The 13,099-nt window shown below is 37.7% G+C and carries 13 protein-coding genes; 2 read left to right on the forward strand and 11 right to left on the reverse strand.

The window, feature by feature from the left end:
• Positions 1-84: 84 nt before the first annotated feature.
• The 5 genes from B1B04_RS12390 to B1B04_RS12410 all read right to left on the reverse strand — a co-directional run bounded on the left by B1B04_RS12390 (position 85) and on the right by B1B04_RS12410 (position 6,598).
• A complete protein-coding gene (locus B1B04_RS12390; protein WP_079561763.1) occupies positions 85-1,428 on the reverse strand; it encodes a dihydrolipoamide acetyltransferase family protein in 1,344 nt (447 codons plus the stop codon).
• 305 nt (positions 1,429-1,733) lie between these two features.
• Positions 1,734-2,717, reverse strand: a complete 984-nt coding sequence (locus tag B1B04_RS12395; RefSeq protein WP_079561764.1) for an alpha-ketoacid dehydrogenase subunit beta — start codon at positions 2,715-2,717, stop codon at positions 1,734-1,736.
• Entirely contained in the window at positions 2,717-3,733 is a 1,017-nt protein-coding gene (locus B1B04_RS12400; protein ID WP_079561765.1) for a thiamine pyrophosphate-dependent dehydrogenase E1 component subunit alpha, read from the reverse strand. Before B1B04_RS12400 ends, B1B04_RS12395 begins: the two co-directional genes overlap by 1 nt.
• Positions 3,734-3,967: 234 nt before the next feature.
• Complete coding sequence (gene lpdA / locus B1B04_RS12405) at positions 3,968-5,395, reverse strand: dihydrolipoyl dehydrogenase (RefSeq protein WP_079561766.1); 1,428 nt, start codon at positions 5,393-5,395, stop codon at positions 3,968-3,970.
• 108 nt (positions 5,396-5,503) lie between these two features.
• On the reverse strand, positions 5,504-6,598 hold the full coding sequence (locus B1B04_RS12410) for a Leu/Phe/Val dehydrogenase (protein ID WP_079561767.1): 1,095 nt from the start codon (positions 6,596-6,598) through the stop codon (positions 5,504-5,506).
• 646 nt (positions 6,599-7,244) lie between these two features.
• Here B1B04_RS12410 and B1B04_RS12415 point away from each other — a divergent pair.
• The gene (locus tag B1B04_RS12415; protein WP_079561768.1) at positions 7,245-7,481 is read left to right on the forward strand and encodes a DUF2627 domain-containing protein; all 237 of its coding nucleotides are present in this window, start codon (positions 7,245-7,247) and stop codon (positions 7,479-7,481) included.
• Positions 7,482-7,613: 132 nt separating this feature from the next.
• Here B1B04_RS12415 and B1B04_RS12420 read toward each other — a convergent pair whose 3' ends face one another.
• The 4 genes from B1B04_RS12420 to B1B04_RS12435 form a co-directional block, all read right to left on the reverse strand.
• The gene (locus tag B1B04_RS12420; RefSeq protein ID WP_079561769.1) at positions 7,614-8,339 is read right to left on the reverse strand and encodes a glycerophosphodiester phosphodiesterase; all 726 of its coding nucleotides are present in this window, start codon (positions 8,337-8,339) and stop codon (positions 7,614-7,616) included.
• Entirely contained in the window at positions 8,332-9,903 is a 1,572-nt protein-coding gene (locus B1B04_RS12425) for a DUF342 domain-containing protein (RefSeq protein ID WP_079561770.1), read from the reverse strand. Before B1B04_RS12425 ends, B1B04_RS12420 begins: the two co-directional genes overlap by 8 nt.
• Before the next feature lie 364 nt (positions 9,904-10,267).
• Positions 10,268-10,459 (reverse strand): hypothetical protein, encoded by a 192-nt coding sequence (locus B1B04_RS12430; RefSeq protein WP_079561771.1) that lies wholly within the window; start codon positions 10,457-10,459, stop codon positions 10,268-10,270.
• 228 nt (positions 10,460-10,687) lie between these two features.
• The gene (locus B1B04_RS12435; RefSeq protein ID WP_079561837.1) at positions 10,688-11,068 is read right to left on the reverse strand and encodes a PH domain-containing protein; all 381 of its coding nucleotides are present in this window, start codon (positions 11,066-11,068) and stop codon (positions 10,688-10,690) included.
• Between the two features lie 315 nt (positions 11,069-11,383).
• Between B1B04_RS12435 and B1B04_RS12440 the strand changes: the two genes are divergently transcribed.
• Positions 11,384-11,806, forward strand: coding sequence for a DUF3139 domain-containing protein (locus B1B04_RS12440; protein WP_079561772.1), 423 nt, complete (start codon positions 11,384-11,386; stop codon positions 11,804-11,806).
• A 246-nt stretch (positions 11,807-12,052) separates the two neighbouring features.
• Here B1B04_RS12440 and B1B04_RS12445 read toward each other — a convergent pair whose 3' ends face one another.
• Both B1B04_RS12445 and B1B04_RS12450 read right to left on the reverse strand, forming a co-directional pair.
• A complete protein-coding gene (locus B1B04_RS12445) occupies positions 12,053-12,499 on the reverse strand; it encodes a hypothetical protein (RefSeq protein WP_079561773.1) in 447 nt (148 codons plus the stop codon).
• 14 nt (positions 12,500-12,513) lie between these two features.
• The gene (locus tag B1B04_RS12450) at positions 12,514-12,861 is read right to left on the reverse strand and encodes a DUF4064 domain-containing protein (protein WP_079561774.1); all 348 of its coding nucleotides are present in this window, start codon (positions 12,859-12,861) and stop codon (positions 12,514-12,516) included.
• Between the last annotated feature and the right edge of the window lie 238 nt (positions 12,862-13,099).

Consider the following 13,099-nt stretch of genomic DNA (forward strand, 5'->3'; position numbering starts at 1 on the left):
TATTTGTTATTCTACATGACAAATTGCGACTCGCAAAGCAAAAAAAAATCGGAAACCGTTATATAACAGGCTTCCGACAAGTCATCAGTAGACTGACGTTGAAGATTTATTTGTATTTTCGAGTATTTCTTTTACTCTATTCAGGAATTTACCACAAACAAGTCCATCAAGAACTCGATGATCTAAAGATAAACATAAATTCACAATATCTCGTGCCGCGAACATTCCACCAGGTAAAATAACCGGTTTTTTTACAATACTTTCCACTTGAAGAATGGCAGCTTGTGGGTAATTAATGATGCCCATCGACTGAACAGAGCCGAATGCACCCGTATTATTAACCGTAAATGTACCACCTTTTATATCATCCATCGACAATTTTCCGGCACGAACTTTTCCTGCAAGCTCATGAATTTCCTTCGCAATCCCTTTTATCGATTTTTCATCAGCGTGTTTTATAACAGGAACAAATAACGCATCATCTGTTGCGACTGCAATGGAAATATTGATGTCATGCTTTTGAATAATTTTGTCCTCTGCCCACATAGAGTTCATCATCGGGAATTCCTTTAAAGCTTGAGCAACAGCTTTTACAAAGAAAGCAAAATACGTAATATTAAAGCCTTCTTTTTGCTTAAACTCAGCCTTTATGCTATCACGAAATGCTACTAAATCTGTGACGTCCACTTCCATCATCATCCATGCATGTGGTACTTCATGAACGCTTCGTACCATATTATTGGCAATCGCACGGCGCACCTTCGTTACTGGAATTTCAATATCGCCTGCTTGCATTGGTTGTGTAGGTGTGGCCACTTTCGTATTCTCTTGTGCTGTATGTGTTGTAACCGGTACTGATTGCGGAACTTTTTCATCGACTACAGGTGATGTTTCCACTAGAGGCGTTGGCACATTTCCTGTTTCAATCAGTTTCATTAGGTCTTTTCTTGTAATACGTCCACCTTCACCAGTACCTGTTATTTGATCAAGGGCAATTTCATACTCTTGTGCAAGTCGAAGAACAGCTGGTGAATAACGTACTTTATCCTGACGAACTGTTTTTTGCGATTCTCTTGTAGCAGTAGTTGGTTGTTGAGTCTCTTGTTTCTTTTGTACACCTGCATTTAAAATTGCCGTACTTACCGCTGATTTTTTAGCTGGAGGCGGTGGAGGTAACTCACTGTCACCTGCTATTTCAACGGAACAAACGACTGCACCAACCGGTAACGTTTGCCCTTCCTCTGCAAGTAGCTCTGATATGACTCCTTCAAAAGAAGATGGGATTTCTGCATTTACTTTATCTGTAACTACTTCTGCTAGTGGATCATATTTTTTTACTGTATCACCTGGTTTGACAAGCCATTTTTCAATCGTACCTTCTGTTACACTTTCGCCGAGCTGTGGCATTGTAATATTTTGAATAGCCATCATCTATTCCCCCCATCAATTATGCCTAGGTGTAATTGTATCTATCAAATTACTATCATATTTATAATATTACTCATCACCATAAAGTGGGGTTGATTTTCGCACCGACTTGGGCTCTCCTAAGGGCGTCCAATAACCCCCTAGGAGGAGTCAGCCAGTCTCTACTCTAATCAACTTATATACCACGACATAACGTTTTAAGAAATGTCATCCCGAACTTTCGATGAAGAGTCTTAAAATACCTGTGATATTTATAAACTTTCTTTTAAAAGCTTCTATTTACCACAGAAATAGATCCATTTATATTAGAATGCGGCAAGTTCTCGCATCGCACGCTCTACTTTATCAGGGTTGATCATAAAATATTTTTCCATCGTCGGTGCGTACGGCATTGCCGGAACATCAGGTCCTGCAAGACGCTGAATTGGTGCATCTAGTTCAAATAAGCAATGCTCTGCAATGATTGCTGCAACTTCACTCATAATGCTACCTTCTTTATTATCCTCGGTAACTAGTAAAACTTTACCTGTTTTACTTGCCGCCTCAATGATTGCTTCTTTATCAAGCGGATATACCGTGCGTAGGTCCAGAATATGCGCTGAAATTCCGTCTGCTGCTAGACGTTCTGCAGCTTGTAATGCAAAATGGACAGCTAAACCATACGTAATAACAGTAACGTCTTCCCCTTCCCGCTTAACATCCGCCTTACCAATCGGCAATGTGTAATCGTCTACTGGGACTTCGCCTTTAATAAGACGATATGCACGCTTATGCTCAAAAAATAGCACTGGATCTTCATCGCGAATCGCTGCTTTTAATAAGCCTTTAGCATCGTACGGTGTTGAAGGTATAACAATTTTTAACCCTGGTGTTCCTGCAAAAAGCGCCTCTACAGATTGCGAATGGTAAAGCGCTCCATGAATTCCTCCACCAAATGGTGCACGTATAACCATCGGGCAAGACCAATCATTGTTTGAACGATAGCGGATTTTTGCTGCCTCAGAAACAATTTGGTTAACTGCAGGCATGATGAAGTCAGCGAATTGCATTTCGGCAATTGGACGCATTCCATACATCGCAGCACCAATACCAACACCTGCAATAGCACTCTCTGCAAGAGGTGTGTCAAGTACCCGATGTTCACCAAATTGATCGTAAAGACCTGCTGTCGCTTTGAAAACCCCACCTTTACGACCAACGTCCTCTCCTAAAATGAAAACACGCTCATCACGTTCCATCTCTTCCTTCATCGCTAATGTAATCGCATCAATATAAGACATTACTGCCATTACACGTCACCTCCGTCCACTGGTGCATATACGTATTTCATAGCATGCTCTGGTGGTGCATATGGAGCAGCTTCTGCATAATCTGTTGCTTCATTCACCTCTGCCATGACACGTTCTTCTATTTCAGCACGAAGTTTTTCTGTCATAACTCCAGTATCCATAAGATACTTTTCAAATAACAAAATTGGATCCTTTGCCTTTCCTTCAGCTATATCCTCAGCAGTTCGATATTGACGATCATCATCATCCGAAGAATGCGCCGTTAAGCGATACGTCACTGTCTCTATTAAACTTGGGCCTTCACCTCTACGAGCACGATCAGCCGCTTCTTTCACAACCTTATAGACTTGCAACGGACATTTCCCATCAACTGTAACACCTGGCATACCATAGCCAATACCGCGATCTGATACTTTCGCGCAGCCTAATTGACGTTCAACTGGCACAGAAATTGCATATTGATTATTTTCTACCATTATAATAACTGGAAGCTTATGCACTCCTGCGAAGTTCGCACCTTCATGGAAATCACCTTGGTTAGATGAACCTTCACCGAGTGTAACGAAAGTAACAAAATCTTCCTTTTGTAGGCGCCCTGCTAAAGCTACGCCTACCGCGTGCGGAACTTGTGTCGTAACTGGCGAAGAACCTGTTAAAATACGATTTTTCTTTTGTCCAAAATGACCTGGCATTTGGCGCCCACCCGAGTTCGGATCCTCTGCTTTAGCAAATGCAGATAACATCAATTCTTTCGGTGTCATACCAAAATGTAAAACAACACCCATATCACGATAATAAGGTGCAATATAATCTTTGTTATGATCTAGAGCAAATGCTGCCCCTACTTGCGCCGCCTCCTGACCCTGACAAGAAATAACAAACGGAATTTTACCAGAACGGTTTAATAACCACATTCGTTCATCAAGTCTTCTTGCCATTAACATCGTTTCGAATATTGCAAGCACATCTTCATTTGTTAACCCTAAATCCTCATGCTTAATTTGAACACCTTGCATACGAACACCCCTTTCGAACGTTTCGCTTTCGCTACAAAACACTTTCTGGATACAGATAACTAAAGCAATTATGGCCCTTCACCAAAATATGTACTTGATTGCACATTCCACTCCAGAAAGGACGTTTTCCACGAACGACGTCACCTACCGCTTTATGAGTACTTTTAATCTACCTGTTAATCAAGAACAGATTTTTGTTTTGACCCTAGACTTTAGTTACAAAAACTACGAATCTTAAAAATGAATGGCGCGATGATCCACTGCTAACGCCGCTTCCGCTAGCACCTCATTGAGTGACGGATGTGGATGAATGGCCTGACTTATTTCCCAAGGCGTTGCATCCAATAATTTAGCAAGTGATGCTTCTCCAATTAAATCTGTCACATGTGGTCCTACCATATGAATACCCAAAATATCATTCGTTTCTTCATCAGCAACAATTTTTACAAAACCATCTGTCTCTCCATTAACTAGTGCTTTTCCGATCGCCTTGAACGGAAACTTACCAATCTTCAACGAATAACCTTGTTCTTGTGCATCCCTTTCTGTTAAGCCAATACTTGCGACCTCAGGATAAGAATAAACACATTTCGGAACATTTAGAACATCAAGTCCCTCTGTTTTATCCGTTGCAATATGCTCAATAGCACACACCCCTTCGTGTGAGGCAACATGCGCTAATTGTAAGCCACCGATAACATCCCCTATGGCATACATATGTGATTCCTTCGTTTGATACGAATCATTGACTTTGATAAATCCATTTTCTACTTCTATTTCAGTATTTTCTAAACCAATACCTTGTGTATTGGCTTCACGTCCAACACAAAGCAATAATTTATCTGCCTCAAATAATTCATCCTTATCATTTACTTTTGCGGAAATGAAAACGTTATCATTTTCAATTTTAAAGGATCCCGAATCTAAGCGAGCATTCGTCACAATGCGGACGCCTCTCTTTTCAAGTTGCTTTGTTACTTCTTTTACAATATCCGCATCCTCTGCAGGTAAAATGGATGGCCCATATTCAATGACCGTTACGTAAACCCCAAAATCGCAAAGCATTGAGGCCCATTCTATTCCAATAACTCCTCCGCCAACAATTAACAACGACTTTGGCAGTTCTTCCATTTCCAATGCATGATCAGAGTTCATCACATATTTACCATCAACCGTTAGTCCCGCCATTCCTCTTGGCTTTGATCCTGTAGCAATCACCACATTTGTTGGAACTAGCATTTCATTTTCATCGCCATTACTCATTTCAACTGAAATAGTGCCAGGCATCGGTGAGAAAATAGATGGCCCTAAAATTCGCCCTAATCCCTGATAAACGTCTATTTTGCCCTTTTTCATCAGTGTATTCACACCTTGGCTCAATTGCTCAACAATAGCTTGCTTCCTTTCTTGCACTTTGTCGAATTGCAATGTCACCCCTTCAATATCAACACCATATTCAGCCGCAGTTTTATTTGCCATACGATACACTTCTGCACTTCGAAGTAAGGCCTTACTTGGTATACAGCCTTTATGCAAGCATGTTCCACCTAGTCGTTCACGTTCGACAATAGCTGTTTTTAAGCCCAACTGCGCAGCTCGAATTGCAGCTACATAGCCCCCTGTACCTCCGCCTAAAATGACAACATCATAGTTTTGAGCCATATAGATTCCCCCTTGTGAGAAAAATGCTAATCATTCATGTAATCTATTAATTTACGATAAAGTTAGAAGAAGTCGACAATGCGACTTCTTTCAACGAATAAGCGGTACTTAACGACCGTTTAAAATATTTTTTTCATTTTTTAAGAATTGGCTACGAGACTTTGATACTCGAGCGATACGTTCTTCTGCTAAACGATTAGCTGCTACATACGTCGGTATACCATCACGTTTAGAAATCGCGAAGATTTTTTCAAGGCTATCGTAAATGCCTTCGACACGTTTCATTGCACGTTCACGGTTATATCCATATAATTCATCAGCTACATTTATTACTCCACCAGCGTTAATTACATAATCAGGTGCATAAACTATCTCTAATTCATGTAAATAATCACCATGTCGAGAATCTTGTAATTGGTTATTGGCAGAACCTGCGATCACCTTTGCTTTTAGTTGCGGAATCGTTTCATCATTTAAAATCGCCCCTAATGCACAAGGTGCGAAAATATCAACTTCCTGTGAATAGATTTCCTCCGGTGCTACAGCAGTTGCATCAAAATCATTCACAACGCGATCAATTGCCGCTTGATTAATGTCTGTAACAACAAGTTTTGCACCTTCATTATGTAAATATTCGCAAAGCTTGTAGGCTACATTTCCTAAACCTTGTACAGAAATAGTACGTCCCTCTAATGAGTCAGATCCAAATGCTTCTTTTGCTGCTGCTTTCATCCCAAGATAAACTCCGTAAGCAGTTACTGGTGAAGGATTTCCTGATGAACCAAAAGCAGGGGAAATTCCCGTTACATAATTTGTTTCCTCATGCATTAAATCCATATCTGTCACTGTTGTACCTACATCTTCTGCCGTAATGTAGCGACCATTAAGCCCTTGGATAAAACGTCCTAACGCACGGAACATTTCTTCATTTTTATCTTTAAATGGGTCACCGATAATAACCGTTTTTCCACCGCCAAGGTTTAAACCAGCTGCAGCATTTTTATAGGTCATCCCTCGTGCCAAACGCAATGCATCCTCTATCGCATTTTCTTCTGATGCATATGTCCACATACGTGCACCACCTAATGCTGGTCCAAGTGTTGTGTCATGGATAGCGATAATCGCTTTTAACCCTGATGCTTCATCTTGGCAAAATACCAATTGTTCATAATCATACTTTTCCATATACTTGAAGATTTCCATGAAAACTCGCCCCTTTGCTTTGGAAAGTGCATCCCCAAACGCCCATTCCAATTCAGTATAATTAGTGTTTCAATTATGCCTCGGCATAACTGCGTCCGGAATCGGCTTTGTGCATAGGCCTGCGATGTTTTTTGTGCGAAAGCGCAGTGCTAACGTAGCGACAGCAACAACACGAGGGCCGACACGATGTCGGTCATTTCGGTAATGCCACAGAACGTGGCGTTTTTACCGATGCAGGTCAGTATGCCGTTATCGCATGGATGCGATGATTTTAGGCTAACATCCTATATTGAATTCCTTTCCGATTCCGTGACATCCGCCGGAGGCTTTAAATTCTTTTAGCAAATATCTTTTGTACCGAAAGCGTAGCGTCAGGTACAGGTATTAGGACACCTGCTGAAAGAATTTAAAATTGTTTAACAATGGATAATATTGCTCCATTTAATTTTACAATACTGACAATTTCACAATTTAGCAACTATTATTACATTTTCTTGTTTAAGTAAGAATTTTCTAAAGATTCAGTTACAATTATCGCATTTTGTCTTACTTGTTTTTGGATTCATCAGTTCCGTAGTTTTATAACGTTTCTTGACATTCCAATATCCACAGGTACAATTAAACTTAGGAATAAGGAGGGACATGCATGGCTCGTTTTGCTGCATTTATAGTAATGCTTATTCCCGGTCTTATGGCTGCAGGTGGCATTAAATTTATGCGTGATACATTATTCGGTAAGCTCATTTCACCTTTCCCATTTTTATGGCTACAATTTGTCGTTGGCATTATTCTTTTTGTTATAGGCTTTGGCTTTTTCGCAGGTTTTTTACTTCACCGCGATCGAAAAAATGGAAAAGTGGCTCCGCGCTTCCAAAAAAAATAAAAATAGCTATCCTAATAAGTCTAAGGCGGACTTATTGGATAGCTATTTTTATGTTCATTCAAAATCTTCAGCTACATTTTTTATCTGTGCGAAAGCGAAGCAACAGCTACAATTTTGCCGAGGCGACAGTGATTAACGTTGTTGTCTCTTAATCACTTTATCTGGAAAATCAGAAATCCAACCAATTACTGAAGGATGAGGATTCGTTAAAAATGTTTCATTCCCATCAATTGCATAAAAACGACATGCTTTATCACTCGCTACACAAGCCTCTAAATATCTTGGTTTATAATACCTTTTATGCATATGAACACTATCAATTGCATTGTAATCACGAAGCAAATCCCATTTTAATTTTTTCGTTGCTATAAGTGCTGTTTCATAGTCTGGCTTATATTGTTTCACAATCTCTAAAAGCTCATAGTGAAACGATGAAAAATGACTGCCAACAGGCAAAGTAAGCCCATGTAGCATTTGAATAAGTGCGCTTTTATTATCAAGGAGTGTTGATTTTAATTCAATATTAAGTGGAAGCTGTTGAGAATTTGCCCATGCTAAAACAACTTCAAACGTCGGAATTTTATACGTTGAAAATAATCGTCTCCACGGCTTCCCAAGTTTAAAGCTTATTAGCTCCTCTTTCGTACATTCGTTCACCAGCTTATTGATGCCTACTAATCTTGATAGCTGTGGATCATGAAACACTACTGGAATGCCCTCTTTCGAAAGCTGGATATCTAATTCAATTCCATCTGCTCCTAGCTCTAATGCCTTTTCAAAAGACTTCAAAGTATTTTCAAGTGCATACGCGGATGCCCCACGATGTGCAAATACAGGAATAAAAGATTCGCTAAGCATTTAGCTCACCAAATTCAATAAGAAATTTACCCTTTTTAATCTTACTTAATAAGGATGATTTTTTGCCAATTTGAATATAGGTACCAGGATGCGCTTCCTTCGTAACAGTAATCTCCTCTTTTCCAGCATGACGCATTTCATCCATTATGAGTTTAACCTCACGATCAATGGTCACTGCATCCGCTTTCAATTTTGTTAAAATTTGTTTTGTACCCTCAAATGTAGCTATTTGCTCCTTAGACATTTGGTTAAGGAGTGGCAGTAAGCTTTTAATTTTTCCTTCGTGCTCAGCGATTTCTGATTGCAGTTTCTTAAGATTCCCCGCCTTCTCTTGCATAATAGAATAGCTTTCCTGTTTATTGACGCTTTCGATGATTAAATCAGTTCGACGCTCTAAACGATTTCCTGAGATGGCCGTAACAATTGTATTTTTGGCCACTACACGGCCCCCAATAATTTTTCCTTTTCGTTCGTCCACAAAGATAGAATGGGCAGAGAGCTGGGATCCCAATGCATAAGATCCTATATGAATGCTGTCAGCTGCAACTAGATTTGCTTCATTGACATGCTTAACGAAAATATTGCCGCCTGCCTCTACAAGCGTTGAACCTAGACCAAAAATCCCTCCGCGAATATAGACGTCGCCTTCAAGGGATTTAATCAGTTTGGCACCGCTTACACCTTCGGCACCCTCGATGGAAATATCTCCAGTAGCAATAACTGTATAGCCTGATGTAACTGTTCCTTTAATGCTTAAAGAGCCATTAAATTCGAGATTCCCTGTTTCAACGCCAACGTCTCCATGAATTGGCAAATGTCTATTAACTCCGATCATGCCTTTAACATCATCTAATACACCAGCTATTTTCGAACGGATGACAGTTTTCCCATCCTCTTCCACTTCATAAGCTGATTTTTTATCATATCGTATAGGAAAATCACGACCCGGTACTGCAGCCATCATTTCACCTAGTACATTTTCCCCTGGTTTACCTAATGTCGCAGGAATTTTCTCGCCTAACCACGAACCTTCGGATATTTCAGAAATAAAGTTCATGTCATAATAATCAGCTTTGCCATCTTCGCGAATTACTGGCTTTCTCTCTGGTTTAGGTAAGTATGTAATTTGTGCATCTGTTCCTGCTACTGGTTGTGTACCTTGAGCAATTAAAAATGCTTTTCCTGTCTCAATGTTAGAAATATCAAAATCTAATATGCCGTGAGCAATTCCTTCGTTTTTGATAGTTTCCAAAATTTGTTCCGTTAATTTCTCTTTATTCTTTAGAATATAGTCATGTGTTTCATAGATAAATATTGAGGCAGACATTTTATCTCTTGCAACTTCAGCCTCAACATTAGGAAGCCAGCGTCCAATTTCAACAGGGCTTGTGCTTTCGGTTGCTAAGACATTTTTTAATATTGAAAAATTTGATAATTTGAGTCGGGGATGACTTCGTAAAATACTATCAAATTCTTTTAATGGAAAACCGGCACTGAAAGTAAGCATATATACTTTGCCATTTTCTTCCGATATTTCGAATTTATCATTTCGAACTAGAATCAAGCTACCTCCTCCTTCCCTCTAACTGTAAGTATATACAATCTATTTACATTTGTTTAGAGACAATTGTCACTACTCAGAAAGAACATACACATACTTTATAAGTAATATACACATCCATTTTTTTCATTTTCATATGATAATTAGGAGATTTATACTATACAAAAGTAATATTTTATTCAGTCTTCAAAATCTCACTGTCCAAATTGTATAAATTTCACTATTAACAATCAGGAAATTTACTAAATCTTCAACTAACTTAAAAAACAGATAATATATCAGTCATAATTTTCATAAGCTTACTTAGGCCTTCAATACTAAATAAACATCCCTCGGAAACCATTTATACATAATCGAATAATAGCTCCTAATCTATCCCTAGAATAGACTCAATGCGCAAATGAGCGCCTAATTGATCGAAATTCAGGAGCTGCTCACGTGTCATATAGTAAACGCTAATGCTTCCATTCATTCCAAGCCGCATTTCAAATAAATTATCTTCTATCTGCGTTATTTCTAACGAGTTTTTCTCGTCAAGCTGTATGTTTACGCTTTTCATCTGTTATCACCCCAAATCAATTATACCTCGGTATAATTGTGTCCGGAATAGGCTTTGGGCCAACCCCATGTTGATCACTCATTCGTGTGTTGTTGTTGTTGCTTTCGCACAGTTAAATTGCCACAGTACGTGGCTTTCTTAGACTGATTCCCCCTATTTCAGCGGGTGTTTGGGCACACGCTGAAAGAAGTTATAAACGATCAACAGCATTGTTGATCGTTTAATTTATTACTTTCCTAATACATGTTCCGCTAATACACTTTGAATTTTATATATGTTAGTTGATTTATTAAAGCTTTTCTGTATTGGTAATTCATTACCTGAAACCCAAATTTTCAACTCTGCATCTAAATCAAATGTCCCTGCCGTTTCAACTGCAAAATGAAGAATACTTTTATATGGAATTGAATGGTATTGTGTCTTCTTTCCAGTCACTCCTTGTTTATCGATTAAGATAAGTCTTTTATCCGTAAAAATAAACGTGTCTCTTATAATTTTGTAAGCATTCTTAATTGTTTCATTAGGTGTTAATAAGCCTTTAACTTCTTCCTTTAACTTTTCTAGATTAACTTCACTTGCATTTCCTATTATCCCATCAAATATCCCCATCTTTACTCCCCCTCCAAATGTCCATCCTTCATTTAGAATATGAGAATATTTTTCCATAAATTCAACCCAACTCCTTAAACGATATTATTTATAACTGCGAATAAGTAGCAACCCCTAATTGACTAAACACTAAAATAGTGTAAAATTACACTAAATGATGTTTAGGTGGATAAATTGATCAAATGGTTTGTTTGTAGCTTAATTTTACTCGAAATAATAGGGGGATATCATTTTTCAAAACAAAGCCTATCACACAGCTCATCAAGGATTTGTGCGTAAAAAATGATTATTGTTAATAAAGAAGGGTGACGTAAAATGAAGAAAAAAAAGATATATATTACAATTAGTATCCTAATTGCCGTTATTGTCATTGCTATTCCAACAGGTTTTATTTATGTACTAAGCAATGGTAATCCATATACAAAATACATCGCTAACAAATATGTTCCCAAATATTTAGAAGAGAAGGGATATACAGACGAAAAAATTGAAAAATCACATTATGTTGAGCCAAAGTACTTAATAAATAAAGACTTTTATCACGGACACTTTATGGTTATTTTTAAAGATGAGCCGAATACAGCCTATTATTATGGAATAACTAAAAAAGGAAAACAAGTTCAGCAGTTTTGTGAAAAAGACGTACTTTCAGCGGATGGTGTTACTGACATATTTGAGGATGAGACAAAATATAGTGAGAAAGAATGTAAAAATTCTTTAGATAATAGAGATTTATAATTATTTGTCCAAGTTGAGATCCCCCCTAGAAAGCCAAATTATGTAAGCGGAATTATTGAGTAACTAAGCGTTCTCAGTACATTTCTGTATTGAAAAGCTCTCAAGGTTGGGTCAATTAATGTAACAAAAGCCGAGCTCATCGTTTCATCAATATGTCTTGTGTAGTGACTGTAAGCTTTTAGCATGGCAATAAAAAAAGATAGAGCAGTTCACTCTATCTTTTTAAACACTTTAGGCTATGCACACCTAATCATATTTTGAAAGAATCTTTTTCATACTATCTTTATCATAATTTACATCTTTCAAATTGGAAGCACCAAATACTTCTTCCAAAGCTTTGAATATATCATTATAATCTTCTTCATTATAATTATAATTGCCCATTGTATCACGATGTAATTTAGCAATATCGTAGATAAGTGTTGCAGCATACAAGTTGCCTAATATTTTTCGTTCTTCTTCTGTCGCATCTTTATCAAACTTTTCATAATAGCTATTAAAAGCACTACCGAATTTTTCGTAATCATTTTGATCTAAATCATCATGAATTGTATCTTTCATGAAAAGAGCAAATTGTATTCCATGATTCCATATATCCTCACGCACATTTTCAGGTGCATCGCTTTTATTCCCACAAGCGCAAATAATAATAGTTGTAATAATTAGTATAATGCCTACAAAAATTTTCTTCATAAAAAACTAAACTCCTACTTATTCTGATTAATACTTTTTAAAATTAACATTGAGCAAGCAAATACCATACATACTAATGCTAATACAAAATAACTCGTTGTATATGTACCGTTGATAATGTAGTTATAAGCATCACCGCCAACATAAGCATTGATATTCTCTTTACTACTAAAATAGCTATCTTCATCAGCACTTTCATAAACAAACATCTTATAGAAGCCCATGCCAATTGATATAATAGCTCCTATGAAGCCAAGAACACTATATAATGTATATGGTGCTTTTGATTGCTTATTTAGTTTTTTGTTATCATTCTGCTCATTAAATCTTTCTTCAATCGGCTTGTATTCTGTTTCTTCCATCTTCTAAACTCCTTACAGTAAATTAAGACTATAGTCTATACATTAAATTTTACTATATTTATGTAAATAATGGTACCTTTTTTTACAAACTATAGTACTACTATATAGTCACAACCAAATGTTCAACTGCAACCCACTCCATCTGCAAGATGTATTGACACTGAGAACTAACCTTAGAGCAATCCACGCAACCGAAGTATGCGCCTAATCAATTATCGAATCATCTGAGGGCTGTTTG

Origin of the sequence: Lysinibacillus sp. KCTC 33748 (assembly GCF_002237755.1) — a bacterium.
Lineage (GTDB): Bacteria > Bacillota > Bacilli > Bacillales_A > Planococcaceae > Lysinibacillus.